This window comes from Pyrobaculum islandicum DSM 4184 (assembly GCF_000015205.1).
Lineage (GTDB): Archaea > Thermoproteota > Thermoprotei > Thermoproteales > Thermoproteaceae > Pyrobaculum > Pyrobaculum islandicum.
On record NC_008701.1, the window covers coordinates 1,553,019 to 1,575,025 of the forward strand.

Genomic DNA, 22,007 nt, shown 5'->3' on the forward strand with positions numbered 1-22,007 from the left:
CTACGTAAGTTGTTGAACTAAGTTCTTGAGGTCTTCCATGGCTTTTTTAAAGTTCTCCTGTGCCGCTTCTGATACAGTATAGAGCTTTCTACCCCCTACCTCTACTTCTTTTAATACCCCGTCCATTACCATTCTTTTCAAAAGCACATAGCCATATACTGTACTTATATAAAAACCGAATTTTCTCAGTTCTTGTATGATAGCATATCCATGTAAAGGTCCCCGTTTGTTAAGTATACTGACTACATAAAGCCACAGATTGCCTTGTCCAATACAGCGTTTAAAACGTTGATATGCCTTCATCTATCGCGTTTACCCTCTATAAACTCTACGACGGCTCTATAGGCCTCATCGGGACTCATATGGACAGGCGGGTTTTTAAACCCCCACGCCGATGCACTTATTAACGGCCCACCTATTCCTCTATCAAGTGCCAATTTGGCGAGTCTTATGGCGTCTGTTACAACTGCTGCGCTATTCCAAGCATCGTGAACATCTAGAGTGACATCAATTCTGATGGGAAGACCGCCAAAAATTTCGGCCTCTATAAGCATATGTGCTATCTTTCTATCGCCGAGGAATTCTATATAAGCCACTGGCGAGATATACGCATCAAACTCTTGTCCCACGGCCATCATTTTAACTGCAGCCGTCTTTGTCTTCTCTTTATCGCCGCGTCTATACATAAGATTTACAAAGTCAGGAGTGCCCCCTACATTTATCTGATAGGTGTGTTTTATTTTTACGCCTCTCAGCGCCAGCAACCTCACTAAAGTCTTATGAAGCACTGTTGCGCCTATTTGATTCTGCGTATCGTCGCCTAACAACGGCAAGTTTCTCTCTGCAAACCTCTTTTGCCAATACTCGCTCGTAGCCACCGGAGCTGGCATGGCGTTTATAAACGCGACGCCGGCTCTTAATGCCGCCTCTGCATACGCCTCTGCAGCTTTTTTTGCGCCTGTTGGCAAATAGTTTACTAAAATCTCTGTATTCGTAGAATTAAGCTCTTTCACAACATCTTCCACAGAACCCTCGACAACCTTTGTAACGAGACCCCCCTCTGGAACCCCATCAAGAACTGGGCCTGGGCGTACTATCACCCCTAGTTTCGGCGGCTTAAAAACCACTGTCGCGTTGTTTGGAGGTTGAAATATAGCATCAGCTAAGTCTACGTGAACTTTTCTAGCATCGATATCAAAAGCCGATGTAAACACTATGTCGTGAGGCCTGTATCTACCTATCTCTCTAAAAGCAACTATTGGTTCTAGATTTGGATTATGTTTATACATCTCGATGCCTTGGACAAGAGCAGAGGCACAGTTTCCCACTCCTACAATACCGACTCTGATAGGCATATCTACCTAAACAAATGTGTTAATAAACAATTCTGTAAGCATAGGACGTTAAATTAGGCCAAGCTTCTTAGTGGTTATCCTCCGGCTTCCGGCCTTGAGCCGGTCTCTAAATTAGCGCCTTTATCAGCTACTCTCATGAAGCAACAGGAATATCTTGAGGATCGAGACCTTAGCGGGTTATGGGTTGCGTCAATAGCCCTGGGCTCTGTCAACTTGACGACCGCCTTACCTGTGTCTCTTTCGTTTTCGACCCTCAGCTAGGTGTTCAACGGAACTACCCGTTGAAACACTATATCACGCCAGAGGAACTTGGCGTAATCCACAAAAGCTTTCCCAAGCCCATATTGGAGAAACACCTCCTCGATTATCCGGTGTGCCAACTCACGCCTGTCTGGCGTGAGGAGTCTGTCCAACTCCTCCGCCGTGAGTCTGGGCTCCTCCTGTCCCGTCAACTCTTTCAACAGCCTTCTGGCGTACTCCTCTGCCGCTAGGTGCATCCTTACGGCGAGGTTTAGGACGTCTGGCCTCTCTTCTACCAACTGCCAGGGGATTTCTATCTTTAACGTTCTGTATGCGTACATGTGTGTATATGTGGATGGGCTGAAATATCTGCTTATAGAAGACACACGGGGGCAAGCCGGAAGTTTCACAAGACAAACCCACGGCGCCGTGCCCCGCCTCTCCTCAGAGCTGGTGAAACCCGCCCCTCTCCCCTGGCGCCGTCGTGAAGGCGGCGTTGAGAGACGCGTGTCGGCCATGTTGTTGACCTTCGCCGCCACTAGGGCTGTTGCCGTCGTGAGCTATTGATACCCGCCGGCGTCATACACATGCCGCCCCTCGCGTTGTTCATACTGGCGATACCCACCGCGGCGTTGGCGGCGCTCACGGCGATAGCCGCCGTAAACCCGTTTTTCAACCCACCCACACCTCTAACGCAGTCCCCCACCACTTTCTACTACCTCGGTTCACCTGCCTGACAGCGACGACGTCAGGCAAGTGTGTGAAAGGAGTTGAAAGGACGTTTCAGACTTTTTGTGCATGTGGCGGGGGAGGTATGAAGTTGTCGCATACATCGCAAACGCCGCCGGGCAGATACTAACCGCAATTTCCCCCTATATCCAACAATAGCCTTTTTTCCAAGGCCGACGTCCTACTTGCTCAACAACGAGGGATCTCAACACCTAGCTTTTCTCCCCCACGCCCTTTACGCATATGAGCCAAGTCTACAGGACGCTGAAGATCAGAATCCCATGGCGCGTCGTTGAGGAGCGTCCAGACGTCCTAGACCTAGCGACGAGGATGCACTTGGCCGTTGAGGAGTACGCCAGAAGGCTGTTGAAAGAGTTGACGGGACAGGAGGAGCCCAGACTCACGGCGGAGGAGTTGGACAGACTCCTCACGCCAGACAGGCGTGAGTTGGCACACCGGATAATCGAGGAGACGTTCCCCAAGTATGGTCTCAAGAAGTATTTCTCAGAGTGGGCTAAGTTCTTCTGGCGCGACGTGGCGTTCTACCGGGCAATCCCCCTCGACGTCCAACTGAGAGTGGAAAATGAGAGAGATGTGAGTACGGCGGTCTTTGTCGACCTAAAGAGCGACGTAGTCAGAGTGCGTAAGCTCGGCATACCGCCTTTCGCCGTCAAGTTGAAGAAGAGCGACATCTCTTGGATTAGGCGGAGGTTGGAGGAGGGCGCCAAGTTGAAACTGGCGCTTCTCGGCGTTGAGAAGAGAGATGGTGAGAAGGATCCTACTTACGGCGGTTTATATGTCGCTCTCGTATTCGCTAGAGAGGTGACGCAAATAGAGCCCAAGGCGCTTGTCGTTGTCGACGTGAACCGGTTGGACCACTACATAAAGGTCGGCCTCGTGGCCGACGGCAGAGTCTTGGAGTTGTGGAAGTTCCCCAAGAAAGAACGGATACGGAAGCTTGAGAAGATCCACGCCCACATAAGCCAACTGAGCAGAGCCCTAGCGCGCATAGACGAGGACAGAGGCCCGCGTAGGGCGTTGGATCTCCAGAGGCAACTGTGGAAGCTAGAGAAAAAACGCTTTGGCATAATCCGCGACGTCGTTATAAACGCCGCCCGCGAGATCATAAAACTGGCCAGAGAACACCAAGCCGCCATAGTCGTCGACACGATGGAAGACGGCACGTACCGGGAGTTAAAGGAGAGGGGCGGAAACGGCGTGAGGAAGCACTTCCTAGACGGTTTGGGACAACTGAGGAGACGCTTGCAAGCGCTTGCGCGGTGGTACGGCATTCCATATGTGGAGGAGCGGCTGTACTCAACCATCTGCCCCAGATGCGGAGTCAAGATGGCGATGGAGGACGGCCGCTTCATGCGTTGCCCCACCTGCGGCTTCAGAGCACATAGAGACAACGTGCCGGTGATATGGGCAGAAAAACGCTACTGGGAAATCCTCCAGAAAACAAAACAACCCACTTTTTCGGCGACCATCACATTTTTAACTTCGTAAGTTTTCTTATTTCATGAACGGCGTTTGGCCCCTGGGGCGGCAGACGGGGGCGCCAGACTGTTGCAATATAAACAATCAGCGGCCGGCCCCCGCATGACCCGCCCCCTCGCCCCGGTGCACCCGGGGCGGGCCCTTAAGTCCCCCGGGGAGGGGCCAAGAGAAAGATAGGGGACGTATGGGTTGCATATTTAATAACAAAACGTTGTCTAATTAGCTAGGTCGCTAAAATATGTGTAGAAGATACTCGTTTACTACTTTAACTTATTTTCGAACTCGCTCCTTTATCCCCTGGTGTATTTTCGATAAGTCTCTCTTCTTTTAGACTTTCTAAAACAACCTCAGCTATATCTTTGACCTCTACAGAGCTTTCCTTAGTTCTTTTAGCATCTAACAACATGGCATTACAGAAGGGGCATAACGTTACTATTGTAGAGGCGCCAGTAGAGACTAGCTCCTCGAATCTTATGTGGCTAATCCTCTTTTCCTCTGGGACATCATACCAGTAGTTTGCTCCACCCGCGCCACAACAGAAGGTTCTCTCGCCGTGTCTCGGCGGCTCTTTAATATCGCCAAGCTTAACTAAGATCCTCCTCTGCGGCTTGACCACTCTGTTATAGCGAGCTAAGTAACAAGGGTCATGTATTGTAAATACAGTATCTCCCCTCTTTACAACTATCCTACCCTCCTCAATTAATTGCTGAATTATCTGGACATGGTGATAAACATCAAGATTTATGCCAAATTCTTTATATTCATTTTTAAAGACATTATATCCATGTGGACATATTGTTATTAGCTTTTTTATTCCATATTTCTCAAAGAGTTGCTTGTTCTTAAGGACTATTTCCTGAAATCTGCTTTCTTCACCCAATCGTCTTGCTGGATCCCCACAACATGTCTCCTCGTCGCCAAGTATCGCAATTTTGTCTAGCATACCAGCTTTCCTTAATATATCAACGAAGGCTTTAATTATCTCTCTAGCTCTTCCGTCAAAACTTCCCATACAGCCAACCCATAGTAGGTATTCTGCGTCTGGATTTTCGCTTATTGTCTTTACGCCAAGCTCTCTAAGCCAATCGTGTCTACCTACATTGGGGCTAGACATCGTATTTCCATATTGTGAAATAGAGAGAAGAACATCTGCAATTTTCCTGTCTACCCTGCCTTGGGCTACTAATGCACGTCTCACGCCGTATATAACATCAAGGTGGTTTACCCGCACGGGGCAACTATAAACGCACATACCGCATGTTGTACATGCCCAAGCTTGGTGCTCAAGTTTTATAGCTAGTTCAAAACCCGGGTTGTTGGAGTTTAGAGAAACCGTTCTCACCACAAATCTCGGTGAGAGAAGACGGCCAGCGGCGACGGCAGGACAGCCCTCGTCGCATGCGCCTATCTCGCCACAAGACTGACAAGATAGCAAAACTTCGCGATCTACGTCCGAGATCTTCTCATACCCAAATTTTACATTTTCAATGTCTGAAACCTCGTCTAGCCTAAAGGGAATCTTAAAAGAGGTTAGCTCTCTGTCGTAATTTATTATCAGGTTAGCAGCTGGCTTTACGTAGAAGAGGGCAAGGAAAACATTTCTTACAGTACCTATTAATAACGAAAGCTTAGGAATAAACACCGATAGTAATATATCTAAGAACGTCAGGACAATTATACATAGAAGGATTATCTGCATCTTATTAGACTCTCTTATAAACTCTTTATCTGCGTTAAGTCTCTTGTGTATGACATTACTCCTTATAAGCACCCTAGCTCTATATATTGTCGCCATAATTAAACCAGCCATTATCGGTAAACTAATGATCCATAAGATAAGAGATAAGGAAAAGATAGAGCTAGAGATTGCCAGAAGTAATGAGAGAATTACACCAGAAGCAATTGAGAAATGCATATACCCCACTCCTCCTTTTAGTGCTTCTCTAAATTCGTAAAGTATTAACTTGGTAATATTGATTTTTCTCTTATTATATAGCTTTACTCTTCCAAGTAAAAGAATTATAAAGACAACAAAAGTTACTAAGAACAATAACATTAGTAATTCATCTATCATAAGTTATAGGGCACCGTACTTAAATAAAGATGACCTTAGATTTCTCCCAAAATATTCTTACATATTATGTCGAAAACGCAACTATGGCATTTTTTGTTCTCAGGCGGTTTATCCGATTCCAAAATTTGTCTTATTTCCTTTAAAAGTTTAAGAGCATTATCGTCTCTTTCTACTATTTCTACTCTGTTTCTGTATACTAAGTATCCGTATTTTGCATTTAAGAGATGTATATATATCTGTAATTGTCTCCTATGCGCCTCCCTTGTCGCTGTACCGGCTTTGATTTCTACTGGGATAAGATTACGGCCTTTCTTAACTACGACATCTATAACGCCTACTAAATCGCCTATCTCCACCTTGTATTCTATAATAACGTTGTCAAAAACGGAAACAGCTCTTTCGTATCTTTCATGAAGTAATCTTCCACGAATAAGCGATACTGCAGAACCTTTTGTAAATAGTTTCAACCTTAGTTTATGTTGTACCCATAGTAGTCTTGGACAATACTCAAAATCGTTAATAACAGAGGGCGATATGCGCTTGAAATCATACCTATATGCATAAATATCGGGAAATAACCTAAAGATCTCTTGCTCTTTTTTCAACTCCTCTAACGCACCTTCAGCGTCTAAGTTTTCTAAGTCATCACAATTTATAAGACGACAAATCGGCCTAGGCCGTAGCAATTCCATCTCCTACTCTCAAAATTCTGCCAAATATTCTAGTGGGGCCATTTCTAAAGATAAAAACGCCGCTGTCTATATGCCATGGCCTCACAAACTCTATTTTAACTACGCCGCTATCGCCGACCATGAGCTCCCCTTTATCAATCTCCTTTATATACGCATTTGTCCTAACAGCCTTGTAGTGAAAAACTCCGGAAAATCCGGCTTTAATTACTGTCGGATGTCTCAATACAAGAACCTCGGCGAGCACCTCCCTACTTGCCCCAAGAGGTTTGCTAGATAAAACCATGCCTTTTTCTACTTTATCTACCTTGTCTAGCCCCAGAGTAATAAAGCTGCCGGCTTTTGCAGATTCTACAGGCGTTCTATTAAGATGGATAGATTTTATAGACGTGGAAATCCACCTCCCATCACTATAGGGGCCTATCCAAAGTTTGTCCCCTACCCTTACAATTCCCCTCTCTATTAACCCACCGACTACAACGCCCACTCCCTTTACTAAGTAAATATCAGATATATACATCAAGAAGTCTCCTCTATAATCCCACGTCTTTCTCTTAGGCAACAGAGAGAGAAACTTCAGAAGTAGATCTAGCCCATGGCCTGTCACGTTGGAGGTAAAAAATATAGGGGCTACACGTCCTGAAGACAAGGCTCTTGCCGCTAATACGACATCGCCCACCTCTTTTATGACATAGGGTATCTTGCTAACTCCCGGCATTTTTAAAATCCTAGTGACGTCTTCTAAAGTCCTTTGAAAAACCTCTTGAGGCGCTACATCTACCCTGGTAATTACAACAAATACAGGCACGCCAAGGGCAACTGCTATGCCTAAGTGTTCTTTTGTCATTTTCTGTACGCCCGAGTTCGCCGCCACGACTAACATAACGTAATCCGGTTGCGAACTAAAGAGACCTCTAAGCGCCGTCCTTAAATACCTCTCGTGCCCTCCTACGTCGACTAGGAGAACTAATTTGTCAGACCTTTTATATACCTCAGCTTCGTCAAGCGGATCGAGTAAACTATGGTTAACTACAACATCGCCGTTAAAACCCAGAAGTCTCATAGATACAGAGGAAGTACGCCCAGTTAACACCTCGTGTTTATACCTAGACGCATATGACCTAGCCAGACCTCTTCCATCGTCTAACCTCCCCGTAGTTAAAACTCCCACTAACGTAGATTTTCCAGCATCTACATTACCAAGAACAACCACTGTGACTGTAGGAGGCGGCTCCTCCCTAACGGCCGCTCTTAACAAGACCTCAGCGACCTTCCCCTTGATACCCTCGGAAATCCTCAATATGTATACAGAGGCGCTTGCTCGTTTGGCAACCTCTCGCAGTATGTCAAGCGCCTTGATTAGCTCCTCGTCAGAGAGTCCCTCAGGTCTCCCGTCATCTGACACACCTATGAGATATACCGCCTCTCCTCCTCCCTCATATAGACGTCGTTTCAATTGGCCTGCTAGCCTATCTATATCATCGGCATTAAGCATGAGTTTATATTCGACATTCCCATCTTCGCTCTCAGGAGGAAAACCCACGTAAAAAAGCCAAAAGTTTTTAAAAACCTTAAAGAGGCAGTAGTCCAAATGGATATATACCAATTGCTACGTTAGCCAACACTATGGCATATGCAAAAACTACAGACAGCGTGTTTAAGACCTTTATTAACGGGTTCAGCGAGGGACCTGAGGTGTCCTTAAACGGATCTCCTACGGTATCGCCTATTACCGCCGCCTTGTGCATATCTGTCTTTTTAAGGCCTTGGAGCTCGATGTACTTCTTGGCGTTGTCCCAAGCGCCGCCTGCATTAGCCATAAGTAAAGCTCTGGGAACGCCGGCGACAATAGCGCCCATTATGAGACCCGCCAACGCGTTCCAACCAAGGACAAGGCCTGTTAACAACGGCACTATTATAGCGGCTAGACCCGGTATCAGAAACTCGCCAAGCGCTCTCCTGGTCGCTATGTCGACAACTCTGGCGTAGTCGGGCTGCTCCTTCCACTCCAAAATACCCGGCCTCTCTCTAAACTGCCTTCTTATCTCTTCCACAATTTCCATAGCGGTCTTACCTACAGCCTCAAGCGTGCGGCTTGTGAAGAAGTAGACCAGCGAAACGCCTATAAACGCGCCTATCAATACATTGGGATTTATAACTTGTAAAACGCCTAAGTTCTTCTCCATAATCTCTATGATGTTTTCACCGGGGATGATCTTATGTACGGCATATACAATTTCGAATATCAAAGCGATAAATAGCACGAGCGCAGCTAGCGCGGCGCTCGCAATAGCATAGCCCTTTGTAGTCGCCTTAGTGGTATTGCCGATAGAATCTAAAACGTCGGTAACCTCTCTTACATTGTCAGGCAACCCAGCCATTTCCACTACGCCGTTGGCGTTGTCAGAGACAGGACCGTAGGAGTCGGCGGTAATTATTATACCTGCAATCACTAGTAGACCTACGCTAGCCATAGCAGTGCCGAAAATACCCGCTAGATACTTTGAATATTCGCCAAAGGTTTGAACAGGTACGGCATGGTAGCCGATCATATAAGATATACCGAGCACTGCGGCTATAACTGCTATGACAGGTATAGCGCTCATCAGACCTACACCGTAGCCGGTGATGATTACAGTTGCCGGACTTATCTTTGCTTGTTCAGCTATCCTCCTCACCGGACTGTAATTGTAAGAAGTGTAATAGTCGGTTATCTTAACTACAAGCGGTGCAATAATAGCCCCGAGAGATGTAGCCGTTGCAAGGGCTAGAGCTCTCCAAAGCTCGATACCAAGTAGAAAAGATCCTGCGAAAAACAAGATGATAGATAGCGCTATAGTGGCATAAATAGCAACACTTATGGAAGACAGTGGGTTTTTGACGCCAGATGTCTTTAATAGGTTTACGCCTACAAATGTCGCTAACAGAGCCAGTGTTGCATATAATATAATGGCTTCAATGTATTGAGCCGGAAGACCTAATATCGCGGCGAGAAAAATAGCTGCTGTGACAGTGACAATATAAGACTCATAAACGTCTGCCGCCATCCCTGCCACGTCCCCCACGTTATCCCCTACGTTATCTGCTATAACGCCTGGGTTTCTAGGGTCGTCCTCAGGAATGCCTGCCTCTATCTTACCCACGAGGTCAGCGCCGAGATCTGCAGCCTTTGTGTATATACCACCGCCAACTCTCATAAAGAGCGTAACTAGACTGGCTCCAAAACCTAGAGCCACCAGAGGCACTGCCCATTCGTTCGTCATTTGTTTAAAAACTAGGTAGAAGGCTGATATTAAAAGCAAAGCCACGCTTGCAAGAGATACACCCATGACAGCGCCGGCGCGCCATGAAATTAATAACGCCTTGCCCATACCGCTAGTCGCGGCGGCTTGTGCAACACGGGAAGCAGATCTCGTAGTTACATACATGCCGAGATAACCAGCTAACATAGAGCCCAATGCGCCAACTATAAAACCTAAAGCCGTAAGCCCATATGTGCCTCTCGGTATGTCAATAGCTATGGCTATTAATATTGCAAGTATTACCAAAAGTAAAGCTAGCGTTCGGTATTGCCTAAAAAGATAAGCCCTAGCGCCAGTAGCTATTGCTTGTGAAATAAATTGCATCTTCTCACTTCCGGGATCTTGCCTTAAAACCCACCTGGCAAGATATATAGCATATATAACACCTAAAGCCCCCACTATTGTTCCAAAGACGGCAAATTCTACCATAGCCGACCAGATCTATATTACTTAAAAGTTTTTCAAGAGCTATGGCTAGCGTATACGTAAACTATACGTATACATAAAAATATTTTAAAAAGCTACGAAATCGATTGCCATATGCCTCTTGAGCGCGTTGTAGAATTCAGAATAGCAGGAGACATTGATATAATTCCTGAACTGATATATTTCATAGGCAAGGCAGGAGTAGCTATGTTTGAGGAAAGACCTGAGAAACTTCCAAAACCACACGATCCTATTCTTTTTCAAAAAGCTAAGAAAATAGACGAATTTCTTAACCAATTAATGCTGTATATACAGCCACAGCAAGTAAAGTTGCCTCTCGAAAACCTAGAACAACAGGTAAATGCTGTTTTGGAAAAACTGGAGTCTATTTACAAAGATGTTTTATATCGTGTCCGCTTGGCAGACGAGCTAAGGACTAAGTTAGCTATCTCAAGAGAAATTTTTTCACTTAAGACAGTTAGTATTCCTAAAACAGAATCAATAGACATATTTATAGTATTGCCAGGTAAAGCCATAAGGGAAACTATAGAGTTAGCAAAATCATTTAACGCCTCTGTTATACAACAGGGTAATATCCTTATTGTAGCTATAGAGCGTAGAAGCGCATCACAATTAAAAACTGCGTTGGAAAAACTCGGGGTAAAAATCTTCACGCCACAAGAGGTCGCAGAGGTGGATCCTCCTGACGTAATTGAGGATAAGCTAAAAAAAGTAGAGGAGGAGCTCAGAGCTATAGTCCTAAGACACAAGGACTTGATAGACTATGCATATACCCTCAGAGGCGCTATAGCTACTGTTATAGATACTTTTAATAAATCTGCAATAGATGAGGGGCTAGAGGTCGGCCGTCTTTTTGAATCGTACGAGAGAGAAATAAACAGGTTGGAATACCAACTAGCAAGTCTGAGCAAAATCAGAAAGGTCTTGAGCGCTCTCTCAGAAAAAGAAAGTCTAAAAATTCCAGAGGGCTACAAACTAGTTATAGACCCAGAGACTCCTATAGAGGCGCCCCACGTAATTCAGGAAATAGACGGGATTAAGATAGCTCTTGTGAGAGGAGGTGCCAAAGGTTTAGAGATTCCACGCGAGTATTTAACAGATATAAAAACTGGGAGAGAGCTCGTCGAAAACGCTATAAGATCTACAGAGGTATCGCTACAAAAATTGAAGAAAGAGTTGGAGACTTTAGAAAAGCTATACGGCGAATATTCTTTATACGGGGATAAAAATTGGGAGGGGCATAGAAATACTGCATCAGTGATATTTTACACGTTGGAAAAAGATGTGAAGAAAATAGATGACATACTTACAGAATTTATAAGGAGGAACTTAGTTAAACTAGATGTAGTTAAAAAGATACGCTATAAATATTTTGATAAAGTGCCTGTAGAGAGAAGACCCACGTTGGAGAAATATCCAACGCCAATTAGACAATTTACAAAAATTGTATATATGTATGGAGTTCCTAAAGCTGATGAATTAAGTCCTGTTCCCTTGGTGGCGTTGATCTTTCCTGTATTTTTCGGCTGGATGTACGGCGACTTAGGCCACGGCTTCCTCCTATTTCTCCTGGGGGTACTCCTAATGACTAAGTTATATGGAGGAAGACATAGAGATTGGGGCGTGATATGGACTCTCACAGGCCTGGTGTCTATGTTTTTTGGCGCTTTTGTATATCAAGAGGCCTTTGGATTTGGCCTAAAAGAGCTCGGTATAAAAATGCCGACACTTCCGCTGTTGCACATATTCGGGGTACACACCCTGGTAGAGTCTGAGGGTGTGATAATTGCCCTAAGGGCTGCGTTTTTACTCGGCTTTCTGTTGTTACTTCTCGCCTTTATTTCAAAAATCATAAACACGGTACTCAAGGGAGAGCCCGACGTAGCAATAGCAGTAGTGCTACCACAAGCTCTACTCTTCTTTTCATTAGGTATGGTGTTTTTCAGCCTTATAAAAGACGCGTTTCATATGGAGTTTCTAACCCCGTTGATGCAACTCCCCTGGATATATGTATTTCTGCTTGCGTTTATCTGGAGCGCGACAGGGGCTCTAGTACTCAAAGCTAGATATAAACACCATGAGGAAGCCCCGCCTATAACTGAGGAGTTTATCATGGGATTTGTGGAGGGATCTCTAGCGGCACTTGCAAATATACCAAGCTTCTCTCGTCTGGTAATACTCATACTTATACATGGCGTGTTGACAAAGTTGGCAAACGGCGTCGCCATAGCCCTAGGCCCCGCTGGGCTACTCTTTGCAGTGTTTGCCCACGCCCTAATAGCCGCGGCGGAGGGCCTCTTCTCGACGGTACAATCGCTACGTCTGACGTTCTACGAGATATTTTCTAAGTTCTACGAGGGCAGAGGCCGCCTCTTTACACCCTTGGCGCTTCCATAATGGAGATAATTGCGGAGATTACGCCACTTAGAGATAGAGACAAAGTACTCAGAAAGTTGGAGTCCATAAAGCCCTATGTGGAGAAGGTAGATATCCCAGAGTCGCCGGGTGGTAAACCGACAGCGCACTCCCTGGCGGTGGGCGCTTTAGCAAAGCAGTTGGGGCTGGAGCCCATAGTCCACATAAGGCTTCTCGACGTAAACAAGACAGGGTTTAAATCCCTCCTAGGCGGCGCCTACATACTCGGCGTAAGATATGTTGTGGTTTTACAGGGCGATCCGCCGGCAGAGGGCGAGCCCGTTGGTGAAGTCACTACGGAGGAGGCGGTGGCAGAGGCAAAGAAGATGGGCTTTGTGACAGGCGCTCTTCTTAGTTTCAGAAGAGACTACATAGAGCGAATAAGACGGTTGGGAGCCGACTTTTATCTAGCGCTACATCTAACTGACGTTAAACAGTTAGAGGGTTTGCCACCAATAATATATCCCTATATTATGATTAAAACAGGGAACAACATCGCGTTGCTCGAGAGACTAAGACAGACAGCTGTTGAACTGCCGCAAGCGCTAGGGTTAATAGAGAAGCTCAGAGGAGTAGTTCCAGGCATTGTCTTGTCTGTACCTGGAGATTTTGAGACGCTACTTCAGATTCTAAGAAAAATCAAAACATGCCGCAGTTAAAAAGTCTTCTGTCGCGGTAACCAACAAGATATATACCGTTTATCAAAACTCCTAAGTCATATACATAGAAGCGACAGGGGTACTTCGGTATTGTGACAACTCGACCGCCGGCGAGAATTAGAAAAGTGTTGTTCGTCTCTCCCACAACAACCCCCCTCACCCTATAGGAGCATTTGTACGTGGAGACCTCTCTTCCTAAAAGATCTATACATATGGGCATTTAGGAAGACTTCTGCTGGCCCGCTTTCCTAGATTCCTCTTTTTCAATAGTTAAAATTCTAGCAATTGCCCTTTTGATCACTCTTATCCTACCCGGATTTTCTACAAAACCCCTAGACCTTTGAGTCTCAAGTTTTACAAGCTCTGCCCTAAGCTGGTTTAATAACTCTCTCCTCTCCTCTGGCTTCATTTCGCGTAGAACTCTGGCTTTAAGTCTCTTGTTATCTAGAGACATGAGAACTGCGAAAGCAGCGGCTTTTTAAAATTATTGTTGTGAAGTAGTCTCAGGTTTCACCGGCGGCTTTATTTTGTATTCGTCTGAATATTGCAAAGAGGCTGGCGCGATCCTTACCTCTATGCCATATATACCAGGCTTAAGAAGCACATGGACAACAGCTCTTCTAACCCTGTTCTTTGCGTCGTACCCGATCTTATAGAGCTTGCCATATGTAAGTTTCTCAAAACGGGCCCTCTCTGTCGAGAGCTTTCCGCTCACCACAATCTCAAACCCCTTGGCCCCAGCCTCCATAAGCTGTCTCACAGCTACAAACATAACGCGTCTAAACCTCACTCCTTTAGCCATGGCGTTGGCAATACGGTAGGCGATAACCTTGGGGAACATCTCAGGCGCCTCTATCTTAGAAACGTCAATAACATCGATTTGTGGGTTTTCTACGCCGAGTTTGTTTACCAGTATATTACTAATCTCCTTGACAATTACGCCCTTCTTGCCGATAATCCTAGAAGGCCTCTCTGCATATATCACAATACGTGTGCCAAGCGGGGTTTTCAAAATTTCAGAGTCTATATAGCCATATTTACTAAGTTTATACTCGAGAAACTCCTTAATCATCCACTTCTTCTTATTTTCCTCCAGTATTTTCTTATAGACGGGCAACCTCCTCTGTACAGCAGACATCACACCCACTATAGGCGCTATATTTAAAGTTTTCCCTAATCCAAGGCGCTCAACGCCTTGTATCAGCAAGGGGTGAATCGGTCACCGCTCTCCATAAAGGAATTTCCATCATCACATCTTGTCCTGTCAATTCCTTTAATAGTTTCCTCACATATTCCTCCGCCGCTAGGTGCATCCTCGTCGCTAGGTCTAAGACGTCTGGACGTTCCTCGATGAGTTTCCAAGGGATTCTGATTTTCAACGTCCTGTACGTTTGGCTCATATGCATACAGGGCGTAGGGGAGAAAAGCTAGTTGAAGAGACTCTCTTTCTACTCTCTTACACACTTGCCTAACGGCGCGCCGTCAGGCAGGCGAAGCGTTGGATAACGTGGGAGGTGTGAGTCTGTGGCGTCTTCGCGATGTTTAGAAGTCTGGGTGGGTTGAAAAACGGGTTTACGGCGGTTTTTACCGCGAGCGCCGTCAACACGGCGATGGGGAATATCGGTATGAACAGGGCTTGGGGCGGCATCAGCGGCGTATGACGCCGGCGAGGGTCGGCAAGTTGCTAGCAACGACGACCGCCCTAGTGGCGGCGAAGATTAACAACATGGCCAGCACGCGTCTCTCAACGCCGCCTTCACGTCGGCGCCGTGGGTTTGTCTTGTGAAACTTTTGGCTTGCCCCCGTGTGTCTTCTATAAGCAGATATTTCAGCCCATCCACATACAAGGCCATGTACACATACAGAACGCTGAAGTTGGAGATACCTTGGCGCCTTGTCGAAGAGAGACCGGACGTCCTCGGCCTCGCCATGAGGGTGCTAGCGGCGGAGGAGTACGTGAGGAGACTGCTAAAGGAATTAACGGGGCAAGAAGAGTTGAAACTCACGGCGCCACATACTTACTTCCAACAAATGCGAGTTAGCTGTCAGGATAATAGAAGAGGTGTTCGCCAGATACGGCCTTGGGAAGAGCCTTGCGAATTATGCTAAATTCCTCTGGCGAGACGTGGTGTTCCACCGGGCGGTCCCACTCGACGCTCAACTTAGGGTTGAGAACGAGAGAGACGTGGGCAATGCGGTATTCGTCGACCTCAAGAGCGGCGTTGTCAAAGTGCGGAGGTTGCAAGAGACGTTAATAATTCATCTCAAGAGACAGAGCGCCGAGTGGATAAGGAGGAGAGTTGAGGAAGGCGCCAAGTTGAAACTTGCCTTCCTCGGTATTGAGAGACGAAAGAGCAAGAAACCAACATACGGAAAGCTCTACGTCGCCCCCGTCTTCGCTCGTGAAATGACGCCGGCGGAGCCCAAGACAATAATCACTGTTGATATTAACCGCCTTGATCACGGCGTCATGGTGGGTCTCCTAGTGGATGGAAAACTGAGACAGACATTGAGACTCCCAGACAAAGACGCGATTAAGACGTTAAAGAGACTCCACGAGGAGATAAGCAAGTTAGAAAAACAAGCCACTAGGGAGACAGACCTTGCGAGAAGGAAACGACTCGAGGAGAGAGTCCGCTATCTCAAGTCCAAACGATATAGGAAGATACGTGGCGTTATAACACAGATCGCGGGCGAGATCATAAAGTTGGCGAGAGAGCACAAAGCCGCTATCGTTGTTGATACAATCGAAGACGGGAATTACAGAATGTTGAAAGAGGGAAACGGTAGCGGAGAGAAGAAGCACTTCCTCGACGGCCTTGGGCAGTTGAGGAGACGCCTACAAGCGCTCGCGCATTGGTACGACATTCCGTATCTAGAGGAGCGGCTGTATTCAACTGTTTGCCCGAAATGCGGCGCCAATATGGCGGAGGAAAGAGGACACATAATGCGTTGCCCTGCCTGCGGCTTCACTGACCATAGGGATAGAATTCCGTTGCTCTGGGCAAAGAGGAGGTACTGGGAACTACTCCAGAAGACAAAACAACCCCGCTCTCCCCACTCCGGCGACCACCTCACTTTTAATCGTAAGTCCGCTCACTCATGAACCCACCGGCCTTGGGGACCCGGCCGGCTGTTGCATCTGCCGAGCCCGTCCGCCCAGGCACGGCCGGACCCCCGCGCGCCTGGGTTGCCCCTGTGCGGCTCGGGCGCGCGCCCCGAGCTCCCCCGAGGAAGGCCGGTTATACAAAGGGGAGCCGTATACAAACCTATTTTTATGCCTTTAACGACTAGCGCTTTACGAGATTTAGTTTGTAACGCTTCGGCACAACCTCTTTAGGCAATTCGGCGGCTATCACCTCGACGTTGACAGTCTGCTCATCAAATCTTGTAGCTCTGCCAAAAGCCCTAGGCATTATGTTGGGTATTCTATACCCCTTGTGAGCAGCGGCGTGGACAATCACAACTCTCTCGACATCCAACCCTCTAAACTTGGCGTTATTCTCCAAATTCTCTAACAGATCTAGGAACCTCTTCGCCACCTTTACAGGCCACTTAGCCACAGGCCACCCACTCCAGGGAACTGCGTGGTGAGCTTGTTTCTTCTTAAAAGTCTTAATGGGGATAGGTCTCTTCATCTTAACCACGTCCTCTAGCCACGACTTGGCTTGCCTAAGGGTCATGCCCTTTATAAACCTGGCCACTTCGACGCTCTTTTTCCAAGACATCTTTTGCTCCGGGGCATACGCCCTGACGATTTGTTCAGACGTTATCTTAACGCCATACTTCCTAAATACCAACTGGATGACGTCCTCCTCGCTTAGTGAATAGTTCTGATGCTGAGGCACAGAGGCCGTGAAATAGACGTTTATAAAATTTCCCATCATAGTTTTAAAGAGGGGCGGTACACCCCATGTGTCACTTTGGCGTTTAATAAGAGGCGAACATGGAGTGTTGGCGGCGCTGGCCTCAGCATCCTCTTACGTAGTGGCAGGAGACGCCGATATAAACAAACTCATGCTCCTCGCCATATCAACCTTCCTTGCAGAAGCTGGCCTCTTTGCTCACAATGATCTATCTAACATAGAGGAAGATAGAGTAAATAGGCCAAACGCGCCGTTAGTTACAGGGGCTGTAAGCATAAACACAGCACGGGTCGTAGCCTACGGCACTTTGGCGACGGGCGTCGTTCTTGCCGCCTTTTTAGGTCTCACGCCGCTGGCCGTATATGCCGTAGCCGTGGCCCTCGGCTTGTTATACAACGCCAAGTTAAAACGCGTGCCCGTGGTTGGTAACTTAATAGTGGCCTTTCTTACGTCAATGACATATATATACGGCATGACAACAGCGGGGAATATGTCGACTGTTTTACTTCTACTCTTTACTTCATCTCTCGTGGCAAACCTCGGACGGGAGTTTGTAAAAACGGCGATAGATTATGAGGGCGATATGAAATCTGGCATAAAGACGCTTGCAGTCATAACCGGCCCCTACACAACGGCTAAACTAGGCGCCGCCATTACTCTGGCCTCCACAGCCTTTGGTTGGGCTCTGGCCTATGTAGCGGCCTTTGAAAAATTCTATGTCCTAGCGGCCGGCGCTGCGGCAACAAGCCTCACGCTGGTCTATCTGTCACTAGAGGCGGCGAGAGGCCGGTGGAAAAAATATAGAGACGGCACGCTAGCCGCCTTCGGAATTACGCTACTGGCTTTAGTCATAGAGGCCCTATGGCGACTATACTCATAGACCTAGACGGCACATTAATACCTTTAAGCGCCTGGAGACCTATATTTATCGAGCTATGCGAAAAAATTGCAGAAGAGACAGGAGTTCGGCCTGAGGAGGTGTGGAGAAGAGCCAGACAGAAAAACCTAGAGTTGTTACGCGCCTTAGATTGGAAAGCCTTTGATTGGCAAGAGATTTTTACAGAGGTGGCGAGGGAGTTTGGCTTAAGCCAAGCGCCAGACATTGTTGTATCTCTACAGAGACACCTCCACACCTTCGCCCTCAACGAGGGGGCGGCGGAGGCGCTGGTAAAGCTAAAGGAGATGGGACACCGGGTCGAGATCGCAACAAACGGCCACGCGCGGTACCAACTTCCCGTCATACGCCGCCTGGGTCTAGATCGGCTAGTAGACGGCGTGAGAACCTCAGACACGTACCAATGCCCAAAGACGTGCCCAGAATACTTCAAAAACGCAGATGTGATTATAGGCGACAACCCCGTTTTTGATGTGTATTTCCCAAAGAAGCACGGGCTAATTACAGTTTTCTATGGAGACTGGAAAAAAGAATCTATAGAACATTCGCAAAGGATGTCTATAGACTTAACAACGACAGAGCCAGACGCAGTAGTAAATACGTTAAGAGATATACCAGATGTAGTGGAGAGACTGTTGGAGAAAAAGACCGCCTTTCCCATGTGATTATGCAATATTTAAAACAAAGACTTACTGACCAACTTCCCTAGGCCAACACCAAACCCCCCTCTCTTTCTGTATGAACCCCTTCTTTCGCAACATCACGCTGTTTAAGTTCTTGCCGTAGTACTTCCTAATCTCAGCAAAGGTGAGACATCCGTCAGGCCTTTTCATAGCCTCTCTAATAACCGCATCCCACCCGCCCCCTACTTCAACCGCTCCTATCTGAACATAGCGTAAGGCCTCTTTAACAGCCCTCTCTACAGAGTGGGCCATCTTCTTGTCAAGGTCTCCTAAGATGCGGCTTAGAGTCTCTTCTACAGCCCGCGCTACACGGGCGTCCCAATTTGTAGCAACAATAACCTCCTCTACTATCTCCTTCAACCTAAGCTTACAAGGTTGCTCCAGAAGCTTAACGATGACGTCGTCAAAGGGGGCGTCCGGCCTAGGCAACAGCCGCCTCAGCCGCTCCACCAGGGAGGGATCCCTAATCTCAATATGCATGGCGGAGAGTATGTAAAACTATATAAAGATTGTGAAAAACTAGTCCTTTACCTCCTTCGCCATCCGTTTAGCAAGCATGTACACCACAGGCGCCAGGAGGATACCCACCGCGATAGCCACCCCCCACGCCACGTTCTGCACCACCTGCGCGGTGGCGGGGAAGTTGGCAAATATAGCCCCAAGCCCAACCATCAGGAATATCAGATACAGGAGGAATTTAGCATAGGGTGCCGCGTTGGCAAACTCGGGGTGGTCTTCCACGATATTCCTCACAATAGTGTGGCCAATGAAGATGCCGGCCCCAATAATGACAGTGCCTAGAATAAGCGGATACACCAGAGGCCCGGTGAACAGCATCAAGTCAAGCGCTATAGATACAACAAGCGCGATCAAGCCTATCAGAAGCAGATTCCTCAACATCTCGCCGATTTCCACAAACTGTTTTGGAAACAGACTTACGAGCAACTTGCCTATGTAGTCTGTCAAAAGAGCGACGAGAATTAAGCCAGCCGTAAGCAGGATGATACCCCCTATGAGCCTCGGGAGATACTGCGCCACTTGAGCTACCAGAACCCCTGCCTCTCCACTAATCCTCAGATAGCCGAGGGCAATAACGATACCAATCACCACTACAAAAGCCGTAATCAACATGCCGATGAGGTTAGAAAGGTCGATCCCAGCCGCCCTGAAGGCCTTACCTACATCAGTCCGATCAAACGCCCTCTCCAACCCCGTCTTTTCAATTAATCTATTCACGGCTTTACCTACAAGAGAGCCCACTGCCCAAGCCACAACGACTATCAACACCGCAATCACGCCCTGTATGCCATAGGTGATGAAATCCTGCCAAAGTTGGTCCCAGTTCAACACCAGGTACATAACCAATAAATAGCTCTAGATATTTAAGCATGACGATCAATTAACACTGTTAACGGCGGGGCTACGGCGGGTTGGGCTCGCAGTGTTAGTTCGGGCAAACTAACACGGCGCGGAGCGTGAGGCGCACAAAACCGGCTGGAGACGCGTGTCACAGGCTAGCAACGAAGATTTTCTAAATGATATTTCATGGATATGACTGATGTATGAAATGGACAGAATAACTATTTGTAAAGATATGGTTATTTTTCTTCTATTTTATCTAGCCTGAAAACTCTTCCAGTGCAGTGGTAGAATTTTGTCAGTGTCTCATAGTATACAAGACGTAGCGATTGTATGGTTGTTAGTTTGCCTTCGCTTAAGACGACGAGGAGCTGTAGTAGGATCGTGATCACTATGCCGCCGGATAGCGACGCGGCTCGTAGCGTGAGGTGTGTAAGAGTGCCGTGTGTGTCGTGGACGATCTCCAGCCGCATGAAGCTGAACAAGTCTGCCGTAGTCCCTAGAAGGTCTCTATAAAATAGCTCTCCGAGACTCCGGAGGGCTTTGTCCTATAGCGGCGGATCGCGTATGCCAGAGACGCCGTCAACCACGTGCTTGAGAATATGGCTACGTGTGGAATCAATGTCAATGAGACCGGCTAGAAGCCACGTCTCCGGCCGTCCCGAGAGGGCGCCTATTGAGACGTAGAGCGCCAACAGGCCTATATATGGGCCGAGAGCCGTAAAAGTACTCTCCCGAGAGGAGCAGATTGAGGATATTAAGGAGGAAAGTCGCTAGAACTATCAATAGCCGAATACAGTTGCGGCGCCCTAGTGGCCGTACTTGACATAAAAAACACGCACTCGAAGAGGGTCACGTGTCGCCTAACTCCATGCACGACGATCCAGGGAATCTCGGATATCTATGACGGCGTGGGCGAGGAGAAGCCCGTCCCTCAGGACAGCGGAGATGTCCCATTTTAAAAAAGGGCGATTTTTCAAAAGGCACACTTAATTATTATTAATTGAGTTAATATCTCTTGTGGACGTCCCAATAAATGCTGTGTGGACTTCCAGGAGGAGAACGCCCGACGGCTACTACGTCGTCGTCCTAGGCTTGTATGCCCAAGAGGTTTTGAGGGTAGTGGGGGCCGAGCGCGCCGGTAAGTTCTACATATACCGGACGAGGTCGTGGACTGAGGTGCAGAGGATTGTGAGGAGGGCGGAGGCTCTGGGCCTAGACGTGAGAGCTTAGCGCCTTTTCAGTATCTTCTCTATCAGCTTGGAGGCCTCTCTCTTTGAGAGACAGTCGGCCTCTATGCCGAACTTGCCTAGGAGCGCCTTCTGTCTATCAGTGGCGAGCCACGCCGCGTATCTCTCCCTCAGCTCTGGGTGCGTCTTTAGGAAGTCGCAGTAGGCCTTCTTGGAGTAGTAGTCAGCTCTGGCGTTGCGCTCCCGCGGGACCCAGCCTATGGAGAACTTCGCGAAGCGTTGGGAGAGCTCCACGGCGTGTTTATACAACGGCTTGAGGTGTTCTGCCTTTACCTGATACACGCCGAGCATCTGCCTAACCACTAGCTGGCTGTCTCCATACACATTGAGACAGCTCTCGCCGGCGGCCAGAGCCCACTCAAGCCCCTTGATGAGGCCCATGTACTCCGCATAGTTATTTGTGCACCACCTCTCTCCGGCGCAGACTACGCCCCCCTCGCCGTATACCTCCTCGCCGTTTTTAAAGGCGGCAAAGCCGTAGCTACCCACGCCTCCCGGATTCACGGGCTCACAAGCCCCGTCGAAGAAAAGGTCAAGACACATG

The 22,007-nt window shown here is 47.6% G+C and carries 22 protein-coding genes and 2 pseudogenes; 8 read left to right on the plus strand and 16 right to left on the minus strand.

Annotated elements, in window-relative coordinates:
* From PISL_RS08805 to PISL_RS08815, 3 genes and pseudogenes are all read right to left on the minus strand, one after another.
* Positions 1-303 carry a PadR family transcriptional regulator gene (locus tag PISL_RS08805; RefSeq protein ID WP_011763443.1) on the minus strand — a complete coding sequence of 101 codons (303 nt, stop codon included), beginning with the start codon at positions 301-303 and terminating at the stop codon, positions 1-3.
* A complete protein-coding gene (locus PISL_RS08810; RefSeq protein ID WP_011763444.1) occupies positions 300-1,355 on the minus strand; it encodes an inositol-3-phosphate synthase in 1,056 nt (351 codons plus the stop codon). The genes PISL_RS08805 and PISL_RS08810 overlap by 4 nt, the downstream gene beginning before the upstream one ends.
* Before the next feature lie 260 nt (positions 1,356-1,615).
* A pseudogene (locus tag PISL_RS08815) lies at positions 1,616-2,005 on the minus strand (zinc ribbon domain-containing protein); the annotation flags it as partial.
* On the opposite strand from PISL_RS08815, the gene PISL_RS08820 reads away from it, so the two are divergent.
* Both PISL_RS08820 and PISL_RS08825 read left to right on the plus strand, forming a co-directional pair.
* Complete coding sequence (locus PISL_RS08820) at positions 1,947-2,162, plus strand: hypothetical protein (protein WP_167827682.1); 216 nt, start codon at positions 1,947-1,949, stop codon at positions 2,160-2,162. The pseudogene PISL_RS08815 and the gene PISL_RS08820 sit on opposite strands and share 59 nt — an antisense overlap.
* A gap of 405 nt (positions 2,163-2,567) precedes the next feature.
* Positions 2,568-3,833, plus strand: coding sequence for a zinc ribbon domain-containing protein (locus PISL_RS08825; protein WP_011763446.1), 1,266 nt, complete (start codon positions 2,568-2,570; stop codon positions 3,831-3,833).
* Between the two features lie 256 nt (positions 3,834-4,089).
* Here PISL_RS08825 and PISL_RS08830 read toward each other — a convergent pair whose 3' ends face one another.
* The 4 genes from PISL_RS08830 to PISL_RS08845 are packed head-to-tail and all read right to left on the minus strand — an operon-like array spanning position 4,090 to position 10,318.
* Positions 4,090-5,898 carry a (Fe-S)-binding protein gene (locus tag PISL_RS08830; RefSeq protein WP_053240475.1) on the minus strand — a complete coding sequence of 603 codons (1,809 nt, stop codon included), beginning with the start codon at positions 5,896-5,898 and terminating at the stop codon, positions 4,090-4,092.
* Between the two features lie 35 nt (positions 5,899-5,933).
* Positions 5,934-6,590, minus strand: a complete 657-nt coding sequence (gene cas4 / locus PISL_RS08835; RefSeq protein WP_011763448.1) for a CRISPR-associated protein Cas4 — start codon at positions 6,588-6,590, stop codon at positions 5,934-5,936.
* Positions 6,571-8,130 (minus strand): GTP-binding protein, encoded by a 1,560-nt coding sequence (locus tag PISL_RS08840; RefSeq protein WP_011763449.1) that lies wholly within the window; start codon positions 8,128-8,130, stop codon positions 6,571-6,573. Before PISL_RS08840 ends, cas4 begins: the two co-directional genes overlap by 20 nt.
* 28 nt (positions 8,131-8,158) lie before the next feature.
* Entirely contained in the window at positions 8,159-10,318 is a 2,160-nt protein-coding gene (locus tag PISL_RS08845; protein ID WP_011763450.1) for a sodium-translocating pyrophosphatase, read from the minus strand.
* Positions 10,319-10,429: 111 nt separating this feature from the next.
* On the opposite strand from PISL_RS08845, the gene PISL_RS08850 reads away from it, so the two are divergent.
* The gene (locus PISL_RS08850; RefSeq protein WP_011763451.1) at positions 10,430-12,733 is read left to right on the plus strand and encodes a V-type ATPase 116kDa subunit family protein; all 2,304 of its coding nucleotides are present in this window, start codon (positions 10,430-10,432) and stop codon (positions 12,731-12,733) included.
* On the plus strand, positions 12,733-13,410 hold the full coding sequence (locus PISL_RS08855) for a methylenetetrahydrofolate reductase (RefSeq protein WP_011763452.1): 678 nt from the start codon (positions 12,733-12,735) through the stop codon (positions 13,408-13,410). Before PISL_RS08850 ends, PISL_RS08855 begins: the two co-directional genes overlap by 1 nt.
* On the opposite strand, the gene PISL_RS11065 is transcribed toward PISL_RS08855, so the two are convergent.
* The 4 genes from PISL_RS11065 to PISL_RS08870 are packed head-to-tail and all read right to left on the minus strand — an operon-like array spanning position 13,391 to position 14,810.
* Positions 13,391-13,630 carry a ribonuclease P protein subunit gene (locus tag PISL_RS11065; protein ID WP_011763453.1) on the minus strand — a complete coding sequence of 80 codons (240 nt, stop codon included), beginning with the start codon at positions 13,628-13,630 and terminating at the stop codon, positions 13,391-13,393. The two genes, PISL_RS08855 and PISL_RS11065, sit on opposite strands and share 20 nt — an antisense overlap.
* Positions 13,631-13,864, minus strand: coding sequence for a 50S ribosomal protein L29 (gene rpmC, locus PISL_RS08860; RefSeq protein ID WP_011763454.1), 234 nt, complete (start codon positions 13,862-13,864; stop codon positions 13,631-13,633).
* 30 nt (positions 13,865-13,894) lie between these two features.
* Positions 13,895-14,548: a 30S ribosomal protein S3 gene (locus PISL_RS08865; protein ID WP_011763455.1), complete on the minus strand. Its 654-nt coding sequence runs from the start codon at positions 14,546-14,548 to the stop codon at positions 13,895-13,897.
* 49 nt (positions 14,549-14,597) lie between these two features.
* Positions 14,598-14,810, minus strand: coding sequence for a hypothetical protein (locus PISL_RS08870; protein ID WP_167827570.1), 213 nt, complete (start codon positions 14,808-14,810; stop codon positions 14,598-14,600).
* Positions 14,811-15,261: 451 nt separating this feature from the next.
* Here PISL_RS08870 and PISL_RS08875 point away from each other — a divergent pair.
* A pseudogene (locus tag PISL_RS08875) lies at positions 15,262-16,516 on the plus strand (zinc ribbon domain-containing protein).
* A 184-nt stretch (positions 16,517-16,700) separates the two neighbouring features.
* On the opposite strand, the gene PISL_RS08885 reads toward PISL_RS08875, so the two are convergent.
* The gene (locus PISL_RS08885) at positions 16,701-17,258 is read right to left on the minus strand and encodes a 50S ribosomal protein L22 (RefSeq protein ID WP_053240571.1); all 558 of its coding nucleotides are present in this window, start codon (positions 17,256-17,258) and stop codon (positions 16,701-16,703) included.
* A gap of 67 nt (positions 17,259-17,325) precedes the next feature.
* On the opposite strand from PISL_RS08885, the gene PISL_RS08890 reads away from it, so the two are divergent.
* Together PISL_RS08890 and PISL_RS08895 are read left to right on the plus strand one after the other, a co-directional pair.
* Positions 17,326-18,156 carry a geranylgeranylglycerol-phosphate geranylgeranyltransferase gene (locus PISL_RS08890; protein WP_011763459.1) on the plus strand — a complete coding sequence of 277 codons (831 nt, stop codon included), beginning with the start codon at positions 17,326-17,328 and terminating at the stop codon, positions 18,154-18,156.
* Positions 18,138-18,836 (plus strand): HAD family hydrolase, encoded by a 699-nt coding sequence (locus PISL_RS08895; protein WP_011763460.1) that lies wholly within the window; start codon positions 18,138-18,140, stop codon positions 18,834-18,836. The genes PISL_RS08890 and PISL_RS08895 overlap by 19 nt, the downstream gene beginning before the upstream one ends.
* Before the next feature lie 24 nt (positions 18,837-18,860).
* Here the strand turns inward: PISL_RS08895 and PISL_RS08900 are convergent, their stop codons facing one another.
* From PISL_RS08900 to PISL_RS08910, 3 genes are all read right to left on the minus strand, one after another.
* Complete coding sequence (locus PISL_RS08900) at positions 18,861-19,334, minus strand: hypothetical protein (protein ID WP_011763461.1); 474 nt, start codon at positions 19,332-19,334, stop codon at positions 18,861-18,863.
* Between the two features lie 39 nt (positions 19,335-19,373).
* A complete protein-coding gene (locus tag PISL_RS08905; RefSeq protein ID WP_011763462.1) occupies positions 19,374-20,213 on the minus strand; it encodes a mechanosensitive ion channel family protein in 840 nt (279 codons plus the stop codon).
* A gap of 239 nt (positions 20,214-20,452) precedes the next feature.
* Positions 20,453-20,686 carry a hypothetical protein gene (locus PISL_RS08910; RefSeq protein WP_053240477.1) on the minus strand — a complete coding sequence of 78 codons (234 nt, stop codon included), beginning with the start codon at positions 20,684-20,686 and terminating at the stop codon, positions 20,453-20,455.
* A gap of 547 nt (positions 20,687-21,233) precedes the next feature.
* On the opposite strand from PISL_RS08910, the gene PISL_RS08915 reads away from it, so the two are divergent.
* Positions 21,234-21,446, plus strand: a complete 213-nt coding sequence (locus tag PISL_RS08915; RefSeq protein ID WP_011763464.1) for a hypothetical protein — start codon at positions 21,234-21,236, stop codon at positions 21,444-21,446.
* On the opposite strand, the gene rnhA is transcribed toward PISL_RS08915, so the two are convergent.
* Positions 21,443-22,006, minus strand: coding sequence for a ribonuclease HI (gene rnhA / locus PISL_RS08920; protein ID WP_011763465.1), 564 nt, complete (start codon positions 22,004-22,006; stop codon positions 21,443-21,445). The two genes, PISL_RS08915 and rnhA, sit on opposite strands and share 4 nt — an antisense overlap.
* Between the last annotated feature and the right edge of the window lies 1 nt (position 22,007).

Excerpts from the sequence above, each read along its gene's own strand:
- PISL_RS08850 (WP_011763451.1), top strand. The coding sequence starts at position 10,430 with ATGCCTCTTGAGCGCGTTGTAGAATTCAGAATAGCAGGAGACATTGAT.
- PISL_RS08855 (WP_011763452.1), top strand. The coding sequence starts at position 12,733 with ATGGAGATAATTGCGGAGATTACGCCACTTAGAGATAGAGACAAAGTA.
- PISL_RS08845 (WP_011763450.1), bottom strand. The coding sequence starts at position 10,318 with ATGGTAGAATTTGCCGTCTTTGGAACAATAGTGGGGGCTTTAGGTGTT.
- rnhA (WP_011763465.1), bottom strand. The coding sequence starts at position 22,006 with ATGTGTCTTGACCTTTTCTTCGACGGGGCTTGTGAGCCCGTGAATCCG.
- PISL_RS08825 (WP_011763446.1), top strand. The coding sequence starts at position 2,568 with ATGAGCCAAGTCTACAGGACGCTGAAGATCAGAATCCCATGGCGCGTC.
- PISL_RS08895 (WP_011763460.1), top strand. The coding sequence starts at position 18,138 with ATGGCGACTATACTCATAGACCTAGACGGCACATTAATACCTTTAAGC.
- PISL_RS11065 (WP_011763453.1), bottom strand. The coding sequence starts at position 13,630 with ATGCCCATATGTATAGATCTTTTAGGAAGAGAGGTCTCCACGTACAAA.
- PISL_RS08900 (WP_011763461.1), bottom strand. The coding sequence starts at position 19,334 with ATGCATATTGAGATTAGGGATCCCTCCCTGGTGGAGCGGCTGAGGCGG.
- PISL_RS08830 (WP_053240475.1), bottom strand. The coding sequence starts at position 5,898 with ATGATAGATGAATTACTAATGTTATTGTTCTTAGTAACTTTTGTTGTC.
- PISL_RS08805 (WP_011763443.1), bottom strand. The coding sequence starts at position 303 with ATGAAGGCATATCAACGTTTTAAACGCTGTATTGGACAAGGCAATCTG.
- PISL_RS08910 (WP_053240477.1), bottom strand. The coding sequence starts at position 20,686 with ATGCGGCTGGAGATCGTCCACGACACACACGGCACTCTTACACACCTC.
- PISL_RS08865 (WP_011763455.1), bottom strand. The coding sequence starts at position 14,548 with ATGTCTGCTGTACAGAGGAGGTTGCCCGTCTATAAGAAAATACTGGAG.
- cas4 (WP_011763448.1), bottom strand. The coding sequence starts at position 6,590 with ATGGAATTGCTACGGCCTAGGCCGATTTGTCGTCTTATAAATTGTGAT.
- rpmC (WP_011763454.1), bottom strand. The coding sequence starts at position 13,864 with ATGTCTCTAGATAACAAGAGACTTAAAGCCAGAGTTCTACGCGAAATG.
- PISL_RS08905 (WP_011763462.1), bottom strand. The coding sequence starts at position 20,213 with ATGTACCTGGTGTTGAACTGGGACCAACTTTGGCAGGATTTCATCACC.
- PISL_RS08810 (WP_011763444.1), bottom strand. The coding sequence starts at position 1,355 with ATGCCTATCAGAGTCGGTATTGTAGGAGTGGGAAACTGTGCCTCTGCT.
- PISL_RS08870 (WP_167827570.1), bottom strand. The coding sequence starts at position 14,810 with ATGAGCCAAACGTACAGGACGTTGAAAATCAGAATCCCTTGGAAACTC.